This window comes from Pseudomonas sp. JH-2, assembly GCF_036231725.1.
Lineage (GTDB): Bacteria > Pseudomonadota > Gammaproteobacteria > Pseudomonadales > Pseudomonadaceae > Pseudomonas > Pseudomonas delhiensis.
The window spans coordinates 62741-79823 of the sequence record NZ_JAZAQP010000021.1 but is presented as its reverse complement, the minus strand read 5'-3'; the positions used below and the strand labels follow the sequence as shown (position 1 = coordinate 79823).

Genomic DNA, 17083 nt, shown 5'->3' with positions numbered 1-17083 from the left:
CGGAGACTCCCATGCAAGCCCTGCAATTCGCCCGTACCGGCGACCTCGATGCCCTCCAGCGGGTCGAACTGGCCGACCCCGTTCCCGCCGCCGACGAGGTGCTGGTGGAGGTGCGCGCCGCCGGCCTCAACCCCAGCGACGTGAAGAACGTGCTCGGGCGCTTCCCCTACACCACCCTGCCCCGCGTGCCCGGCCGCGACTTCGCCGGCGTCGTGGTCAAGGGCCCGCAGGCGCTGCTCGGCCAGGCCGTGTGGGGCACCGGCAAGGAGCTCGGTTTCCTCCGCGACGGCAGCCATGCCGGCCTGCTGGCCCTGCCGGCGCGCGGCGTGGCGTTGATGCCCAAGCGCCTGGGCTTCGCCCAGGCCGCCAGTTGCGGGGTGCCCTACACCACGGCCTGGGATGCCCTGGAGCGCAGCGGCGTGAAGGCCGGCACCCGGTTGCTGGTGATCGGCGCCGGCGCGGTCGGCTCGGCCGCGCTGGACCTGGCCCGCGCCCGCGGTGCCGAGGTGCTGGCCGCCGTGCGCCGCGCCGGGCAGGCCGCCGCGCTGCAGGCCCGCGGCATCGCCAGCCTGGTGCTGGAGCAGCCGGAACGCCTGGCCGGGCAGGTCGACGCGGTGTTCCCCGGCGGCGCCGAGGTGATCTTCGACACCACCGGCTTCTGGCTGCCGGCGTCGGTCACCGCCCTGGCCCCCTTCGGCCGCATCGCCATCATCGCCGCGCCGGTGGACGGTCACGTGCAGTTGCCGGCGCTGGCGCTGTACCGCCGCGGGGGAACGCTGGTGGGGGTCAATTCGCTGCTGTACGACAGCGTGGCCTGCGCCCGCATGCTCGAGCAGTTCGGCCGCGGGTTCGACGAGGGCAGCCTGCCGCTGCCCGGGGAACTGCGCGAATCGCCGCTGGCCGAGGGCCTGCAGCGCTACCGCGAGGTGAACGAAGGCAGCAGCGACAAGCACATCCTGCTGCCCTGAGGCGGGCTTCAGCCGGCCACGCGCACCTGCGGGCGGCGCGTGCTGCCGGCCAGTTCCCGGGCCAGGCAATGGTCCAGGAACAGCTCCATGTAGCGGAAGCTCTTGCAGACGGCCGCACGCAGCGTATCCCAGCGCTCGGCGGAGACTTCCTGGCCGCACAGGGTGCAGATGATCTCCAGGGCCTCCCAGGGGTGGTCGTCGTCATAGTGGGCGTGCAGGCGCAGCCACTTCATCGCGCTCTTGCGCAGTTCCGCCGGCAGCGTCTGCTCGTAGGCATCGCTGGAACAGACCAGCGCCGACCAGTCGCCGGTCACGCCTTCCACCGCATAGTTGGTGGCCGCCATGGCCACCGCCAGGTCGTCCGAGGCGCTGGTGTGCCAGCACCAGTGGCCGAGGGCATGCAGCGCCTCGGGCACGTCCTGCGCACGCAGCGCCGCCAGGCCCACGCCATAGGCTTCGGCCCAGCGCAGCCAGTGGTCGGCATGGTTCAGCTCGACGCGGATGTTGCGCATCAGCCAGCGCCGCGCCATGTCCTCGCCGGGGGAGCGGCCGAAACGCGTCTTCAGCAGGTTCTGCGACATGTACAGGGGGAACTGCTCGACCACCGGCCAACCGCCGATGAGGTAGGTGCGCATGCTCGCGGCGGACACCTGGCCGTCGCGCAGGCGCCGGTAGAACTCGTGCCCGGACACCGCGCGGCGGGCGCCTTCGCAGGCGGCCACCAGGCCCTGTGCCCACTGCGGGTAGCTGGTCAGGTCCTTCAGGGGCCCGACGCGGAGAAATGCTTCGTTCATGCTTGTCCATCCCTGTGCATCGATGAAATCGACCGCCAGCCTAGATGACAACCTGCGGACTGTCACCGTCCGGAGGTCGTGTCCGGCTCCGCCAGGGCCGGCTCCGTGCGCCCGGAATAGTGGCGGCTGAACGGCTGCGGGCGGCCCACGGCGTAGCCCTGGGCATAATCGATACCGATTTCCCGCAGCACGTCGAGGATCTCCTTCGACTCGACGAACTCCGCCACCGTGCGCTTGCCCATGACGTGGCCGATCTGGTTGATCACCTGGACCATGGCGCGGTCGATGGGGTCCTCGAGCATGTCCTTGATGAAGCTGCCGTCGATCTTCAGGTAGTCCACCGGCAGGTGCTTGAGGTAGACGAAGGAGGACATGCCGGCGCAGAAGTCGTCGAGGGAGAAGCGGTAGCCCATGGCCTTGAGTTCGTGGATGAACTGGGTGGCGCTGACCAGGTTGGCGATGGCGCTGGTCTCGGTGACCTCGAAGCAGATGTTCTCCGGCGCCAGGCCATAGGTCGGCTGCAGCTCGCGGAGCATCTGGATGAAGCTGGCATCGCCGATGGTGGCCCCGGACAGGTTGATGGCGCAGGTGGCGATCGGCTCGCAGCCGGCCTCGCGGCGTTCGGCGAGGATCTCGAAGGCGCGGTTGGCCACCCAGCGGTCGATCAGTGGCATCAGGCCGTAGCGTTCGGCGGCCGGGATGAAGTCGTTCGGCGGCACCAGGCGGCCGTTCTCGTCCAGCACGCGCAGCAGCAGCTCGACGTGCAGGCCCTCCTCGGCCTGCGGGTCGACCGCCCGGATGGGCTGCGCGAACAGGCGGAAACGGTCCTCGTCGAGGGCCTGGCGGATGCGCTGGACCCAGGCCATCTCGCCGAAGCGCATGGACAGCTCGCTGTCGTCCGGGCTGAACACCTGGGCGCGGTTGCGGCCCTTCTCCTTGGCCAGGTAGCAGGCCATGTCGGCGCAGCGCAGCGCCTCCTCCACCGACACCAGCATGGCCGAGACGTGCACCACGCCGATGCTGACGGTGATGTTGAAGGGCCGCCGGTCCCAGATGAAGTGCAGGCCCTCGACGCCCTGGCGGAGGTTCTCGGCGACCTGCTCGGCGACCTCCGGCGGGCAGTTCTCCAGCAGCACGCCGAACTCGTCGCCGCCCAGGCGCGCCAGGGTGTCGCCTTCGCGCAGGCAGCGCTCGAGGATGCTGCAGGTCTGGCGCAGCAGCTCGTCGCCGGCGGCGTGCCCGCAGGTGTCGTTGACCAGTTTGAACTGGTCCAGGTCGAGGTACATCAGGCTGTGGCGGCCATTGCGCTGCGCCGAGCGCTCCAGCGCCTGCTCCAGGCGGTACTCGAACTCGCGGCGGTTGCTCAGGCCGGTCAGGGAGTCGTGGGTGGCCTGCCAGGACAGGCTTTCCATGTACTGCCGCTCGCGCGTCATGTCGTGCAGCACCAGCGCCGCGCCGACGATGCGGCCGCCGACGCGGATCGGCGTGCCCACCAGGGTCACTACCACGCCGCTGCCGTCCAGGCGCTGCAGCAGCTTGCTGACCTCGCTGCCGGCCTCCACCTCGCCGCGCAGGACCTGACCGACCAGGGCCAGGTCCTCTTCCTCGGAAGCCTCGTCGAGCATGCGCAGCAGCGACTTCAGCGGCAGGCCCAGGGCCATGTCGCTGTCCCAGCCGATCATGCGTTCGGCGGCCGGGTTGAGGTAGGCGATGTTGGCGTTCTCGTCGATGGTGATGACCGCGTCGCCGATCGCCGCCAGGGTCGTCTGGGCCCTCTCGCGCTCGCTGTCCAGGGCGCTCTGGAAGGCGCGCTGGGCCAGCAGCAGCTTGCGCGTGCGCCAGGCCGCCAGGACGATCAGGGCCAGGCCGCTGGCGATGTTGGCCGCCAGCAGCAGGCGCATCACCGCCCGCGAGCCCTGCGCGAGGGCGGCGCTGAAGGCGCTGGAGGCGGGGCTCACGCCTTCGTTGATGGCCTGGATGTGCTGGTCCCAGTAGCTGATGTCGCCGGGGCCGACCTGGCCGGCCTGGATGCGCTGGTGCATCTCCTGGGCGATGGCCTGGAGTTGGTCGAGGTAGCGGTCGCCCTCCTTCCAGTAGCGCACCGCCTCGTTGAAGTAGCTGAAGCCGTGGAAGTAGCGGTAGAGCCAGATGATGGCGTCGACGTCGTCGGGATGGTTGCCGCCGGCCAGGATGCCCTTGCGCGCCAGTTCGTAGTCCGGCTGCGGGCTGTCCAGGGCGGTGCGCAGCAGGCGGTCGCCGAGGGGGATGGCGATGGCATCCCGGTAGCGCCGGTAGTCGTCGGCGTCACGCGTCTCGCCGTAGCGCTGCAGGTAATGGATGGCGTCCTTCTGGCCCTTGGACCAGAGGCTCTCGCCGCCGACGTAGGCGCGCACCCCGGAAATCAGGTAAAGGCTGCCTACGCCAAGCAATCCCTGCAGCAGGACCACGGCGATGAACGGCCATACCAGCTTCCACAGCCGGGAATCATGGCGAATGCGGCTCAGCCCAGTAGCACCCATGGATATTGTCGGATTCCTTTCGTGTCCCTACCGCTGCGGCAGCCCGCCGTAGCCGGACTGGAGCGCAACGGCCCCTCCTTACTCTTAGTGCATGGTAGCCATTCCACAAGGCGGGGGTACAGGGCTCGCACCGAGGAAAATCGCAAAATTGTCCGACAAGATGCCGGCCGCCGCCGTCTCCGCGGCCGCCAGCCCCTGCGCCAGAGCCGTCGGTCAGCCGACGGGCGACAGTGACGCCCCTCGTCGGCCATCGGTTCGTGCTGAGTTCGATTCGCAAGCGGGCTCGCGCCTGCATCCTCCGGCAGGCACAACACCCGTAGGATGGGTGGAGCGAAGCGATACCCATCGGCATGGCGCGATGGGTATCGCTCAACCTTTCCTACGAAAGCATCTCGGCGCGGCCGGCGTCAGCCCTGGCGCCCGCGCTCCAGCCAGCGCTCCAGCATCGGCGCCAGCTCCTCCAGCGGCTGGTAGCCGTTGGTCAGCAGGGCCAGCTGGCCGTTGCGCTCGGCCAGCAGCGTGGGGAAGCCGGCGATGCCCAGGTCGCGGGCCCAGGAGAAGTCGGCCTGGGTCGCCAGGTGGTTCTCCTGGCTGTCGAACAGCTCGGCGAACTCGATGCGCGGCAGGCCGACGCCTTCGGCCAGTTGTGCCAGGGTGGCGGCCTCGGTGACGTCACGGCCGTCGACGTAGAATGCCTGCTGGATGGCCTTGACCAGCGCCCAGGCGGCCTCCTCGTCCAGGCGCCGGGCGGCGACCACCGCGCGGCAGGCCGGCTCGGTGTCGTAGACGAAGCCCTCGGGCAGCGCGCCCTCGAAGCGGAACGGCTGGCCGGTGGCCAGGTGCACCGCCTGCCAGTGCTCGAGGATGTAGCGCCGGGTGGCCGGCTCCAGCGCCGCGCCATGGCCGGTGCGCAGCCCGCCCATGACCAGGGCCAGGGGCACGCCGGCGGCGCGCGCCTGCTCGATCAGCGCCTGGGCCACCGGGGCGAAACCCCAGCACCAGGAGCACATGGGGTCCATCACGTAGAGCAGGCGGGCGTTGGCCACGGGTCAATCCTCCAGGGCGACCTGCCGCGGGTCGCGGCCGATGGGGTGGGGCTGGTTGCGCAGCTTCGCCAGCTCGATCTGCTTCTGCCGCTCGCGGGCGCTGGCGCGGGTCTTCTCCGGCAGCGAGTCCCAGCAGTGCGGGCAGCTGATGCCCGGCGCGTAGTGCTCGCTGGCGCGGTCCTCGCTGGAAACGGGATTACGGCAGGCGTGGCACTGGTCGTAGTCGCCCTCGGAGAGGTCGTGGCGCACGGTCACCCGGTTGTCGAACACGAAGCAGTCGCCGCGCCACAGGCTCTGCGCCTCGGGCACTTCCTCCAGGTACTTGAGGATGCCGCCCTTGAGGTGGAAGACCTCCTCGAAGCCCTCGCCGAGCATGTAGCTGGAGGCCTTCTCGCAGCGGATGCCGCCGGTGCAGAACATGGCGACCTTCTTGTGCTTCGCCGGGTCGTAGTGGGCCTTCACGTATTCGGGGAAGTCGCGGAACGACTTGGTGCGCGGGTCGACGGCGCCCTCGAAGGTGCCGATGGCCACCTCGTAGTCGTTGCGGGTGTCGATCAGCAGCACTTCGGGGTCGCTGATCAGGGCGTTCCAGTCCTGCGGCTCGACGTAGGTGCCGACGCGGTGGTTGGGATCGACGCCGGGCACGCCCAGGGTGACGATCTCTTTCTTCAGCTTGACCTTGGTGCGGTAGAACGGCTGCTCGTCGCAGTAGGACTCCTTGTGGTCGACGTCGGCCAGGCGCGGGTCGTTGCGCAGCCAGGCGAGCAGGCCATCGATGCCCTCGCGGGTGCCGGACACGGTGCCATTGATGCCTTCCTCGGCGAGCAGCAGGGTGCCCTTGATGCCGTTGTCCAGCAGGGTCTGCAGCAGGGGTTCGCGCAGCGCGACGTAGTCCGGCAGGGAAACGAACTTGTACAGCGCCGCCACGACGATGGAGCGGGTCATGGGGTACATCCTCCAGTGGTCGCCCGCGTAAAGGGCGGACCGGGTCAGAAAAGACAACGCCGGCATCGGTTGCCGGCGTTGGCGCATTCTACCGCAAGCCGCGGGCAGCGTCAGTGGTCGTGCTTGCTGCCGCCGCGGCAGGTCGGCGAGTCGGGCGCGGCGCCCTGCTCGGCCCATTCCTCGGGGGTGTAGGTGTGCAGCGCGAGGGCGTGGAACCGGCCCATCAGCTCGCCGAGGCTGGCGTAGACCTTCTGGTGCCGCTTGACCGAATTCAGCCCGGCGAACGCCGGGCTGACGATCACCGCCTTATAGTGCGTTTCCTGGCCGCGGCTGTGCATGTGGCTCTCGTCCAGCACCTGCAGGTGCTGCGGTTCGAGGCCGGCGGCCAGGGCGGACTGGATACGTTCCTGCATGCTCATGTCACGGTTTCCGTCACTTCTTGGCCGGGGCCTTCACGCCCAGTTCCTTGTCCATGTCGGCCAGCAGCTTGTTCACCGGGTCGACGGCGGTCTGCAGCTTGGCCTGGGTCAGCTGGGCGGACTGCGCGGTCAGGCGCGGCATCTTCTGCAGGACCTTCTGGCCCAGCGGCGAGGCATAGAAGTCGTTCAGCTGCTTGAGCTCGGACTCGGTGAAGTTGTCGGAGTAGAGCTTGACCAGGTCCGGCTTGATCTTGTCCCAGCCCACCGCGCGGTCCAGCTCGGCGTTGGCCTTGGCCTGGTAGCGGTCGAGCACCGCCTTCTTGCTGTCCGGCGCCTTCGACTGGGCGAAGTGCTGGGCGAACATCTGCTGCACCTGGGCGTAGACCGGCACCGTGAGCTTGTCGGCGTGGACCTGCTTGAGGAACTTCTCGGCCTCGGCGGCCGAATCGGCCAGGGCCATGGAGCTGAAACCAACGAGGAGTGCGGCGGTGCAAAGCTTGCGAAGGGCGGTCATGGGCAGTCCTTGAGTCTGTCTGGTGTGTCCCTTGGGACCCGCCATTCTGCGCCTAAGTTCGGAATGCCCTCAAGCGGGAGTCGAGCAACGGCGTTTATGCCAGCCCAATGGCAGAAATGGCTGAAAGTTGCGGCCCGCTCTTGTCCTGCCAGCGGCGAATCGGCATGCTGGGTCAGATTGTCACATGGACGTGTTCGATGACCTCCCAGGCCCGCCTCACGCTGCCTCCCGCCCTACCGATGCTGTGCGATGCACGGGGCCACCTGGACCCGGGCGCCATCGGCTGGTCGTCGCGGCCGCTGCTGGATTGCGCCCTGCCCGGCCAGCGCGGCCGGCGCAAGCGCTGGAACCACTGGTGCCTGATCAGCCCCGGCTGGATGCTCTCGCTGACCATCGCCGACCTCGACTACCTCGGCTACGGCGCCCTCTACTTCCTCGACCTGGACACCGGCAAGGCCTACGCCCGCACGCAAATCTGCCCGCTGGGCCTGCGCTGCGAGCTGCCCGACCACCCCAACCAGAGCCACGCCTTCCACCACGAGCGCCTCAACCTGGGCTTCGACGACCAGGGCGCGCGCCTGCGCATCCACGCCGACGCCAGCGACCTGGGCGGCCTGCCGCTGTCCCTGGCGCTGGACGTGCAGCGCCCGGCGCACCTGGACTCGGTCAACCTGGTGGTGCCCATGGGCGGCAACCATTTCCACGCCTGCAGCCGGCAGATGGGCCTGCCCTTCACCGGCACCCTGCAACTGGGCGACGAGACCTACCAGGCCCAGGCCGGGCAGAGCTTCGCCGCGCTGGACTTCGGCCGCGGCGTCTGGCCCTTCCGCAGCTTCTGGACGCGCGCCGCCTTCGCCGCCCCCGGCGGCATCGCCGGCAACTTCGGCTCGGGCTGGACCGACCACAGCGAGCACAAGGAGAACGCCCTGTGGTTCGGCGGCGAGCTGCAGCGCCTGCGCGGCGAGGTGGACATCCGCCAGGAGCCCAACGACCCGCTCGCCCCCTGGCGCCTGACCACGCAAGACCAGCGGGTGGACCTCGCCTTCACCCCGCTCAAGCTGCACGAGGCCTCGCCGCGCCTGGGCCTGCTCTACGCCCACACCAGCCAGTGGTTCGGCCACTACGACGGCTTCCTGCGCAGCGCCGCCGGCGAGCAGGTGCCGGTCAAGCGCGCCCTGGGCTGGATAGGCGCCACCCACGCCCGCTGGTAGGCCCGCCGGCAAGCTATCGGCGCCATTGACGCAGCGCGGAACCCGAACCCCGGTACAAGGCCTAAACTCCCTCAGACCATTGTGGGAGGACGCCTTCATGAAACGGACCGAAACCGACAGCCTGGGGCCCATCGAGGTCGACGAGCAGGCCTACTGGGGCGCGCAGACGCAGCGCTCGCTGGAGAACTTCGCCATCGGCGGGCAGCGCATGCCGCTGGCCGTGGTGTATGGCCTGACGCTGGTCAAGAAGGCCGCCGCGCGCATCAACGTGCGCCTGGGCGAGCTGCCGGCGGAGATCGGCCAACTGATCGAACAGGCCGCCGACGAGATTCTCGCCGGCCAGCACGACGACCAGTTCCCCCTGGTGGTCTGGCAGACCGGCAGCGGCACCCAGAGCAACATGAACGTCAACGAGGTGATCGCCGGCCGCGCCAACGAACTGGCCGGCAACGCCCGTGGCGGCAAGGCCCCGGTGCACCCCAACGACCACGTCAACCGCGCGCAGAGCTCCAACGACAGCTTCCCCACCGCCATGCACCTGGCCGCCGCCCGCGCCGTGCACGAGGACCTGCTGCCGGCCATCGCCGAGCTGGTCGGCGGCATCGCCGCGCAGTCGGCGCGCCATGCCGACCTGGTGAAGACCGGGCGCACCCACCTGATGGACGCCACGCCCATCACCTTCGGCCAGGAACTGTCGGCCTTCGTCGCCCAGCTCGACTACGCCGAGCGCGCCATCCGCGCCGCGCTGCCGGCGGTCTACGAACTGGCCCAGGGCGGCACCGCGGTGGGCACCGGGCTGAACGCCCCGGCGGGCTTCGCCGAGGACATCGCCGTGGAGCTGGCCAGCCTCACCGGCCTGCCCTTCGTCTCGGCGCCGAACAAGTTCGCCGCCCTCGCCGGCCACGAGCCGCTGGTGACCCTCGCCGGCGCCCTGAAGACCCTCGCCGTGGCGCTGATGAAGATCGCCAACGACCTGCGCCTGCTGGGTTCCGGCCCCCGCGCGGGCATCGCCGAGGTGCGCCTGCCGGCCAACGAGCCGGGCAGCTCGATCATGCCCGGCAAGGTCAACCCGACGCAGTGCGAGGCGCTGTCGATGCTGGCCTGCCAGGTCATGGGCAACGACGCCGCCCTCAGCTTCGCCGCCAGCCAGGGCCACCTGCAGCTGAACGTGTTCAAGCCGGTGATCATCCACAACCTGCTGGAGTCCATCCGCCTGCTGGCCGACGGCTGCCGCAACTTCAACAGCCACTGCATCGCCGGCCTGCAGCCGGACGCCGAACGCATGGCCGAGCACCTGGAGCGCGGCCTGATGCTGGTCACCGCGCTGAACACCCACATCGGCTACGACAAGGCCGCGGAGATCGCCAAGAAGGCCTACAAGGAGGGCACCTCGCTGCGCGAGGCGGCGCTGGCGCTGGGCTACCTGACCGACCAGCAGTTCGACGAATGGGTCCGCCCGCAGGACATGCTGGAGGCCGGGCAGCATGGTTGAATCCGGCAAATCCGGCGCCACGCCCCTGGAGGGCGACGGCAAGCGCATCCTGGTGATCCTCGGCACGCCCAAGGCCGACGGCTTCTGCCACGCCCTGGCCGACGCCTACCAGCACGGCGCGCGCAGCCGCGACCACGTGGTGCGCACCCTCAAGCTCGGCGAGCTGCGCTTCGACCCGGTGCTGCGCGGCGGCTACGAGCGCAGCCAGGACCTGGAGCCGGACCTGCTCGAGGCCCAGCGCCAGGTGCACTGGGCCCAGCACCTGGCGTTCGTCTACCCGATCTGGTGGGGCGGCCTGCCGGCGCTGCTGCAGGGCTTCTTCGACCGGGTGTTCCTGCCCGGCTTCGCCTTCCGCTACCGCACCCCGCAGGACCGCGAGTGGGAACCGCTGCTGGGCGGGCGCAGCGCCGACCTGCTGGTGACCCACGACCAGACGCACTGGCGCTACCGCCTGCGCCAGGGCGCCCCGGCGCACCGCCAGATGGTGCGCTGCATCCTCGGCCCGTGCGGCATCGCCACCCGCCACCTGGAGGAGTTCAGCCCCATGCGCGGCGCCAGCGAAGAGCAGCGCCAGGCGTGGCTCAAGCGCGCTGAGCAGTTGGGCGCGCAAGTGTGAACCCCCGGGCAGGCCGGCGGCCGTTCCGTCGGCCCGCCCCGGGTGCCGGGGCTTTTCCAGACGTTCCCTAAAGCCCCCTCCCACCCTCCTCGCCTAGCATCCCGGCCCTCGCCGCCATTCCAGCGGCGCATTGCCTGTCTAGGGAGGAAACATGTTTCGCAAACTCGGTGCCGAACTGCTCGGAACCTTCTGGCTGGTCTTCGGCGGCTGCGGCAGCGCCGTGCTGGCCGCGCAATTCGGCAGCGTCGGCATCGGCCTGCTGGGGGTGTCGCTGGCCTTCGGCCTGACCGTGGTGACCATGGCCTACGCCGTGGGGCCGATCTCCGGCGGCCACTTCAACCCGGCGGTGAGCCTGGGGCTGTGCGTCGGCGGCCGCTTTCCCGCCCATCAACTGCTGCCCTACGTGCTGGCCCAGGTGGCCGGCGGCCTGCTGGCGGGCGCGGCGCTCTACTCCATCGCCAGCGGCGCCGCCGGCTTCGACCCGCTCAAGGGCTTCGCCGCCAACGGCTACGCCGAGCACTCGCCGGGCGGCTACAGCCTGCAGGCGGTGCTGCTGTGCGAGGTGCTGATGAGCGCGGTCTTCCTGTTCATCATCATGGGCGCCACCGACCGCGACGCCCCGGCCGGCTTCGCGCCGCTGGCCATCGGCCTGGCCCTGGCGCTGATCCACCTGGTCAGCATCCCGGTCAGCAACACCTCGGTGAACCCGGCGCGCAGCCTGGGCGTGGCCCCCTTCACCGATCCCTGGGCGCTGCAGCAACTGTGGGCGTTCTGGGTCGCGCCGCTGGCCGGCGGGGTGCTGGGCGCGCTGGCCTGGCGGCTGATCCGCGGGCGTTGAGCGCCCCTGGACGGAGTCCGCTCCTATAGGAGAAATACGGCATTCCCAGCGAATGTAGGAGCGCGCCCTGCCCGCGATTCGCGCGCAGGGCGCGCTCCTACAGGGAATGACATCGGCGCTCGGGCTTTCCCCTCTCCCCAGCCCTCTCCCTGAAGGGAGAGGGGGCTAGTCCGTGCCGAGAAGGGAAATGGAGTCAGTTGGGAATCCCGCAGTTGCCGGCTAACGCCGAAACACCCGCGCACGCCAAACGGTCCCCTCTCCCTTCAGGGAGAGGGTTAGGGAGAGGGTGCTCTTCGGAACTCACCTCCCCCGGCAAACACAACGCCCCATAGGACGGGCCGAGCAAAGCGATCCCCATCGCCACCACAACCTCAGAAGTACTGAGTCACACTGAACTTCGCATTACGCCCCTGGCTGTAGACGTTGTCCCCCGACAGCGCCGGGTGGTAATCGCGGTTGAACAGGTTATCCACCGTGAGGTTCAGCTCGGTATTCTCCAGGCCCAGGCGCCGTGGCTTCCAGCTGGCGAAGACGCGCTGGGTGTCGTAGCTGTCGTTGACCGTCTGGTCCCAGTAGCTGTCGCCCGCCACCGTGCCCATGCCGCCGGAATACTTGTCGCTGGGCAGGCGGTCGGTCTGGCGGACGAACTCGCCCTGCCAGCCCATCTGCGCGTCCCAGTCGGGGAACTTCACGCCGAGGGTCGCCACCCATTTGGCCGGCGGCACGTCGCGGGCCCAGACGTTGGGGCCCCAGGGGTTGCTGTAGGCGCCGTCGTGCCTGCCTTCCACCCAGCTGTACGACAGCCCGGCGAACAGCCGCTCGCTGTCGTAGAAGCTCTCGATCTCGAAGCCCTTGTAGGTCGCCCCCGGCAGGTTGCGGTAGTTGCTCAGCGGCAGCATGCCGGCGCAACTGCCGCCGATGCTGCCGTCGTCGATGGACTGCTGCTCGCAGGCCACGCTGCGGGTGCGGAAGATCTCGTCCTTGATCTTGTTCTGGAACAGCGTGGTGCGCACCTGCAGGTTGTCGCCGGCGACGAACAGGTCCGGCAGGTTGACGATGTTGCCCAGGCGCAGGGCGTGGATGCGCTCGGCGTCCAGGTCGCGGCTGGTGGCGCTGATGGTGCTGCTGTTCTGCACCTCGTACTGCTCGTCGATCACCGGCGCGCGCCAGGTGCGCGAGTAGTCGGCGAAGAAGGCCACGCGCTCGGTGGCGGTCCAGAACAGCGACAGGCGCGGCGACCAACCGCTGTAGGTCTGCGAGCTGTAGTCGTGGCCCTGGGCGGCATTGTTGTAGAGGGGCGCGTCGTTGGCCTTGCCGGCATTGCGCACCTGGTCGAAGCGCAGCGACGGGGTGACGGTCACACTGCCCCAGGTCAGCGCGTCCTGCACGTAGGCGCTGCGGGCGAGCTGCTTGCCGCTGGGCATGAAGGCCGGCTGGAAGCGGCCGTAGTTGTAGCGCGCGGTGTCGTAGGTGGAGCCGGGGATGTACATCTGCGTATCGCGGGTGTGCTTGTGCAGTTGCGCGCCGACGGTGAAGGCGTGTTGCAGCGGCCCGGTGTCGAACAGGCTGGTGTTGCGCAGCTCCAGCACCTTGTCGCGGTAGTCGGTGTCCATCTTCTGCCCGCCGGTGGCGACCTGGAAGAAGGCGTCCGGGTTGCGCTCGTCGGTCTGCTCGACGTGGGACTCGGAATACTGCAGCAGCAGGTCCACCAGCGGGTTGTCGATGGGGTGGTACTGGTACTTGCCGGACCAGGTGGTGTCGGTGGTGTCGCGGTGCGCCAGCAAGCGCTTGAGCGCCGCCTCGTAGCCGTACTTGTCGATGCTCGACTGGGTCGGCGGGGTCGGGTAGCTGGCCGAGGAGAACGGCGTCCAGCGGGTGCTTTGCGAACGGCTGTAGGCGAAGCCCAGGTCGTTGTCCGGGTTCGGGTGCAGGTTCAGCTTGAACAGCCCGGCGTCCAGGTCCTGGGCGCTGTTGGGCAAGCGCTGCGGGTTGATCGGGTAGCGCCCCTCCGGGTCGGGGATGTGCCCGGCCAGCTTGATGTCGCGGCCGTCGCGCGCGGTGTAGTAGGCCAGGGCGTCGACCTTGCGGTCCTCGCTGCGGCCGTAGACCGCGCCGCTGTAGATCTTCTGCTGGTCGTTGGAGTGGTAGCCGTACTTGAGCATGGCGCCGACGTCCTTGCCGTCGCGCAGCAGGTCGCCGGCGTCCTTGGTCTCCATGTGCACGGTGCCGCCGAAGCCGCCGTTGCCGTTGAACACCGAGTGCGGGCCCTTCTCCACCTCGATGCGCTTGATCAGCTCCGGCTCGATGAACACGGTGCCCTGCTGGTAGCGCTCGAAGCCGCTCTTGGGCGCGCCGTCGAGGGTGAAGGGCACGTCCTCGGCGTCGCCCAGGCCCCAGATGTTGACGGTCTGCCCGCCGGGCTTGGGCGAGCCGCCCATGCTCACCCCGGGCAGGGTGTCGAGCAGGCTGGGGATGTTGTCGGCCTGGATGCGCTCGATGTCCTTGCGCGTCAGGGTCGAGCGCCCGACGCTGCTGGCATCCACCGACTGGCCGGTACCGACGATGGTCTGCGCGTCCAGTTGCAGGGCGTTGTCCTGGAAGGCGTCGACCTTGCCGCGGCGGCGCACCACGAAGCCCTGGCCGGCCTCCACCAGCTCCAGCGAGGTACCCTGCAGCAGGCGCTCCAGGGCTTCGCGCACGCCGTAGCGGCCCTGCACCGCCGGCGCCTGCAGGCCCTGCAGCTGGGCCTCGTCGAACAGCACCTGGACCTGCGCCTGCTCGGCCAACTGGCCCAGCGCCGCGCTCAGCGGCTGCGCCGGCAGCGCCAGTTGCAGGTCGGCACCGCGGCTGTATTCGGCCAGCAGCAGGCCGCCGAGCAGCGCCGCGCAGGCCAGCGGGCGGGAAAGCGGAAGGGTGAAGCGAGACAACATGGCGAGTCCTCCCCGGGGACGATAGGGCCGCACGATCGCGGCGAACGACGGGGAAGACGCGAAAATGCGAAGAACCCACACCTGCGAATGAAAATATTTCTTCTTTGCCGTCAGCGCGGCAGGACCAGGGCACTGCCATCGGCCTGCCGGCGCACGCGCACGTCCGCCAGCGCCGGCAAGGCGGCGAGGAAGTCGTCCAGGCGGGCGATGCGCACGCTGCCGGACAACCGCCGCTGGGCCAGGCGCGGGTCGCCCAGGCGGATAGGCGCGCCGCGGTAGCGCGAGAGTTCCTCCACCAGCTCGCCCAGCGGCCGCTCGCGGAAACGCAGCAGGCCGTCGCGCCAGTCGGCCACCCGGGCGGGGTCGATGCGGTCGAGCCGCAGCGCGCCGTCGGCGGCCACCTGAGCCAGGTCGCCGCGCACCAGGGGCTGTTCCCGCGCCTGGTCCAACCGCGGCTGCAGGGCCACCTTGCCGTCGTTGACCGCCACCTGCAGGCCGTCCTCCGCCAGGCGCAGGTCGAAGCGCGTGCCCACCACGCGCACGCGGCTGTCGCCGGCGCGCACGCGGAACGGCCGGGCGCTGTCATGGGCTACCTCGAAATAGGCTTCGCCGCGCAGCAGCCGTACCTCGCGGTAGGCGCCGCCGAAGTCCACCCGCACCGCGGAGTCGCCGGCCAGGAACAGCCGCGAGCCGTCGGCCAGGCGCAGCTCGCGCTGCTCGCCGGGGGCGCTGGCCTGGCTCAGTTGCGGGTCCACCAGCGGCCGCCCCCAGGGCATGGCGCCGAGCAGCACGGCAGCCAGCACCGCCGCGGCAGTCGCCAGGCCGCGCCAGTGCGGCATACGGCGAGCCGGCGCCAGGGCCGGGCGCGGCAGCAGGTCGAAGTCGTCCCACAGGCTTTCGATGGCGCGGTAGGCGCGCTCGTGCGCCGCGTCCTCGGCCAGCCACTGGCGCCAGGCCTGGCGCTCGCGCTCGTCGGCGCCGGCGCGCAGGCGGCTGAACCACTTGGCGGCCAGTTCGTCGATGATCCTCTGTCGCTCCTGCTGCGGGCTCATGCCTCGTCCTCTCCTTGCATCTGCCGCTTGCAATGCAGCAGGGCGGCGGCCACGTGCTTCTCCACCATGCTCAGGGATATCCCCATGCGCTGCGCCACCTCGGCCTGGGACAGGCCGTCGAACTTGTGCAGCACGAAGGCCTCGCGGCGGCGCGGCGGCAGGCTGTCCAGGGCCATGGCCAGGTGGCGCAGGTAGCGCTGGCGCTCCAGTTGCAGCATGGGTTCGCGGCCCTCGCTGGCCGGCTCGGCGGTTTCCTGCGCCTGGCCGTCGGCGGCGGACGGGCGCCGGCCGTCCTGGCGGCGCCAGTGGTCGCGCAGCAGGTTACGGGCGATCTGGAAGAGGAAGGCGCGCGGTTGCCGCACCTGCTGGCGCGAGGCGGACTTCAGCCACTGGGCGAAAGTGTCCTGGGCCAGGTCCGCGGCATCGGCCGAACTGCCCAGGTTGCGGTGCAGAAAGCGCAGCAGCTCGCCATGGAAGGCCTGGTAGGCCTGCGCCACCGAGTGGCGGAAGCCTTCATCCACGGCCCCGCCCCCGCTGCCTCGCGGCCCTGTCGGCCACCCTTCCCGCATTCACGATAACGTCCCCGCACCGGCTTCATCCGCGCCGGACCACTGCTGCAATTTCGCAAATGATAATGCATATCACTCGCAAAATTAAAGGGACGGCTCAGGACGACAGCGCCGCCCTCGCCCGCCGCGCCCGGTAGCTGCGCAGCAGCGACGGCGCCAGCGCGGTCAGCGCCGAGCCCGAGACCACCAGCAGCGCCCCCAGGTAGGCCGGGCCGTTGAGGCTTTCCGGCTGCAGGTGCCCGGGCCACAGGCTGGCCGCCAGGGCCACCGCGGCGATGGTCACCAGGGGCGTCAGCGCCAGGGTCGCGCTGACCCGCGAGGCTTCCCAGTGGGCCAGGGCCTCGGCGAAGGCGCCGTAGGCCACCAGGGTGTTCAGGCAGCAGGCCAGCAGCAGCCAGGCCTGCACGCCGTTCAGCAGCAGCACCTGCTGCGGCTGCGCCCAGGGGCTGAGCAGCAGCGCGCAGCCGAGGTAGATCACCATCATCACCTGCAGCGAGTTCCACTGCGTCAGCAGCTGCTTCTGCGCCAGGCCGTAGAAGGTCCAGACGAAAGCCGCGAACACCACCACCAGTACGCCCAGGGTGTAGTCGCCCAGCGAGCCGAACAGCTCCCCGAGGCGCTGGTTGAAGAACAACGCGAAGCCGCCCAGCAGCACCAGCAGGCCCAGCCCCTGGCCGAGGCTGAAGCTTTCCTTGAAGACGAACAGGCTGCCGAGCAGCAGCAGGATGGGCGCGATCTGGATCACCAGCTGGGTAGTCCCCGGGGTGAGCAGGCGCAGGCCGACCAGGTAGAACACGTAGTTGCCGGTCAGCCCCAGCACCGCCAGCAGCACCAGGCCGCCGCCGCGCCGGCCCAGCGGGCGGAAGCGCGGCAGCTGCCCGCGCACGGCCAGCCAGACGAACAGCACGCCGCCGGCGGCCACCAGGCGGAACCAGGTGACGGTCACCGGGTCCATCACCTTCAGGACTTCCTTCAGCTTGATCGGCAGGATGCCCCAGAGCACGGCGGTGACCAGGGAGAGGAACAGGCCGAATTGCCAGCGGCCGGAGGAAACGTGCATGGAGGACAGCCCTTCGCGTGTGCGGTCAGCCATGCTATGCCAGCGCCGGGGGCGCTCGACAGGAACAGTTCGGCGGCACAACTGTACCGGTCCGGCGGCACACTCGGACG

Annotated in this window: 15 protein-coding genes; 5 read left to right on the top strand and 10 right to left on the bottom strand. The window is 69.8% G+C overall.

Going from position 1 to position 17083, the window contains the following annotated elements; translation table 11 throughout:
• The first annotated feature begins 11 nt into the window (after positions 1 to 11).
• Positions 12 to 968 carry a quinone oxidoreductase family protein gene (locus tag VV867_RS16250; protein ID WP_328566985.1) on the top strand — a complete coding sequence of 319 codons (957 nt, stop codon included), beginning with the start codon at positions 12 to 14 and terminating at the stop codon, positions 966 to 968.
• 8 nt (positions 969 to 976) lie between these two features.
• On the opposite strand, the gene VV867_RS16245 is transcribed toward VV867_RS16250, so the two are convergent.
• From VV867_RS16245 to VV867_RS16220, 6 genes are all read right to left on the bottom strand, one after another.
• Complete coding sequence (locus tag VV867_RS16245) at positions 977 to 1762, bottom strand: TenA family transcriptional regulator (protein WP_328566984.1); 786 nt, start codon at positions 1760 to 1762, stop codon at positions 977 to 979.
• 62 nt (positions 1763 to 1824) lie between these two features.
• The gene (locus tag VV867_RS16240; RefSeq protein WP_328566983.1) at positions 1825 to 4281 is read right to left on the bottom strand and encodes an EAL domain-containing protein; all 2457 of its coding nucleotides are present in this window, start codon (positions 4279 to 4281) and stop codon (positions 1825 to 1827) included.
• Between the two features lie 407 nt (positions 4282 to 4688).
• Positions 4689 to 5291 (bottom strand): DsbA family protein, encoded by a 603-nt coding sequence (locus VV867_RS16235; protein ID WP_328567001.1) that lies wholly within the window; start codon positions 5289 to 5291, stop codon positions 4689 to 4691.
• Between the two features lie 39 nt (positions 5292 to 5330).
• Positions 5331 to 6272: an oxygen-dependent tRNA uridine(34) hydroxylase TrhO gene (gene trhO, locus VV867_RS16230; protein ID WP_328566982.1), complete on the bottom strand. Its 942-nt coding sequence runs from the start codon at positions 6270 to 6272 to the stop codon at positions 5331 to 5333.
• Between the two features lie 110 nt (positions 6273 to 6382).
• On the bottom strand, positions 6383 to 6691 hold the full coding sequence (locus VV867_RS16225; protein WP_328566981.1) for a BolA family protein: 309 nt from the start codon (positions 6689 to 6691) through the stop codon (positions 6383 to 6385).
• A 13-nt stretch (positions 6692 to 6704) separates the two neighbouring features.
• Positions 6705 to 7250, bottom strand: a complete 546-nt coding sequence (locus VV867_RS16220) for a DUF2059 domain-containing protein (RefSeq protein ID WP_109934656.1) — start codon at positions 7248 to 7250, stop codon at positions 6705 to 6707.
• A gap of 152 nt (positions 7251 to 7402) precedes the next feature.
• Between VV867_RS16220 and VV867_RS16215 the strand changes: the two genes are divergently transcribed.
• The 4 genes from VV867_RS16215 to aqpZ all read left to right on the top strand — a co-directional run bounded on the left by VV867_RS16215 (position 7403) and on the right by aqpZ (position 11362).
• Positions 7403 to 8416 (top strand): DUF2804 domain-containing protein, encoded by a 1014-nt coding sequence (locus VV867_RS16215; RefSeq protein WP_089393586.1) that lies wholly within the window; start codon positions 7403 to 7405, stop codon positions 8414 to 8416.
• Positions 8417 to 8513: 97 nt separating this feature from the next.
• Positions 8514 to 9908 (top strand): class II fumarate hydratase, encoded by a 1395-nt coding sequence (locus VV867_RS16210; RefSeq protein ID WP_109934657.1) that lies wholly within the window; start codon positions 8514 to 8516, stop codon positions 9906 to 9908.
• Positions 9901 to 10524 carry an NAD(P)H-dependent oxidoreductase gene (locus tag VV867_RS16205; protein WP_089393588.1) on the top strand — a complete coding sequence of 208 codons (624 nt, stop codon included), beginning with the start codon at positions 9901 to 9903 and terminating at the stop codon, positions 10522 to 10524. The genes VV867_RS16210 and VV867_RS16205 overlap by 8 nt, the downstream gene beginning before the upstream one ends.
• A gap of 151 nt (positions 10525 to 10675) precedes the next feature.
• Positions 10676 to 11362, top strand: coding sequence for an aquaporin Z (aqpZ, locus tag VV867_RS16200; protein ID WP_328566980.1), 687 nt, complete (start codon positions 10676 to 10678; stop codon positions 11360 to 11362).
• A gap of 371 nt (positions 11363 to 11733) precedes the next feature.
• Here aqpZ and VV867_RS16195 read toward each other — a convergent pair whose 3' ends face one another.
• The 4 genes from VV867_RS16195 to VV867_RS16180 form a co-directional block, all read right to left on the bottom strand.
• Entirely contained in the window at positions 11734 to 14292 is a 2559-nt protein-coding gene (locus tag VV867_RS16195) for a TonB-dependent receptor (RefSeq protein WP_328566979.1), read from the bottom strand.
• Between the two features lie 110 nt (positions 14293 to 14402).
• Positions 14403 to 15344: a FecR family protein gene (locus VV867_RS16190; RefSeq protein ID WP_328566978.1), complete on the bottom strand. Its 942-nt coding sequence runs from the start codon at positions 15342 to 15344 to the stop codon at positions 14403 to 14405.
• Positions 15341 to 15865 carry an RNA polymerase sigma factor gene (locus VV867_RS16185; protein ID WP_328566977.1) on the bottom strand — a complete coding sequence of 175 codons (525 nt, stop codon included), beginning with the start codon at positions 15863 to 15865 and terminating at the stop codon, positions 15341 to 15343. Before VV867_RS16185 ends, VV867_RS16190 begins: the two co-directional genes overlap by 4 nt.
• Before the next feature lie 145 nt (positions 15866 to 16010).
• Complete coding sequence (locus VV867_RS16180; RefSeq protein ID WP_328567000.1) at positions 16011 to 16973, bottom strand: DMT family transporter; 963 nt, start codon at positions 16971 to 16973, stop codon at positions 16011 to 16013.
• Between the last annotated feature and the right edge of the window lie 110 nt (positions 16974 to 17083).

Bases quoted from the DNA above. Each gene is read 5' to 3' on its own strand.
- VV867_RS16220 (WP_109934656.1), bottom strand. From the start codon at position 7,250: ATGGCGGGTCCCAAGGGACACACCAGACAGACTCAAGGACTGCCCATG.
- VV867_RS16190 (WP_328566978.1), bottom strand. From the start codon at position 15,344: ATGAGCCCGCAGCAGGAGCGACAGAGGATCATCGACGAACTGGCCGCC.
- VV867_RS16250 (WP_328566985.1), top strand. From the start codon at position 12: ATGCAAGCCCTGCAATTCGCCCGTACCGGCGACCTCGATGCCCTCCAG.
- trhO (WP_328566982.1), bottom strand. From the start codon at position 6,272: ATGACCCGCTCCATCGTCGTGGCGGCGCTGTACAAGTTCGTTTCCCTG.
- aqpZ (WP_328566980.1), top strand. From the start codon at position 10,676: ATGTTTCGCAAACTCGGTGCCGAACTGCTCGGAACCTTCTGGCTGGTC.
- VV867_RS16235 (WP_328567001.1), bottom strand. From the start codon at position 5,291: ATGTGCTCCTGGTGCTGGGGTTTCGCCCCGGTGGCCCAGGCGCTGATC.
- VV867_RS16195 (WP_328566979.1), bottom strand. From the start codon at position 14,292: ATGTTGTCTCGCTTCACCCTTCCGCTTTCCCGCCCGCTGGCCTGCGCG.
- VV867_RS16210 (WP_109934657.1), top strand. From the start codon at position 8,514: ATGAAACGGACCGAAACCGACAGCCTGGGGCCCATCGAGGTCGACGAG.
- VV867_RS16205 (WP_089393588.1), top strand. From the start codon at position 9,901: ATGGTTGAATCCGGCAAATCCGGCGCCACGCCCCTGGAGGGCGACGGC.
- VV867_RS16180 (WP_328567000.1), bottom strand. From the start codon at position 16,973: ATGCACGTTTCCTCCGGCCGCTGGCAATTCGGCCTGTTCCTCTCCCTG.
- VV867_RS16225 (WP_328566981.1), bottom strand. From the start codon at position 6,691: ATGAGCATGCAGGAACGTATCCAGTCCGCCCTGGCCGCCGGCCTCGAA.
- VV867_RS16240 (WP_328566983.1), bottom strand. From the start codon at position 4,281: ATGGGTGCTACTGGGCTGAGCCGCATTCGCCATGATTCCCGGCTGTGG.
- VV867_RS16245 (WP_328566984.1), bottom strand. From the start codon at position 1,762: ATGAACGAAGCATTTCTCCGCGTCGGGCCCCTGAAGGACCTGACCAGC.
- VV867_RS16215 (WP_089393586.1), top strand. From the start codon at position 7,403: ATGACCTCCCAGGCCCGCCTCACGCTGCCTCCCGCCCTACCGATGCTG.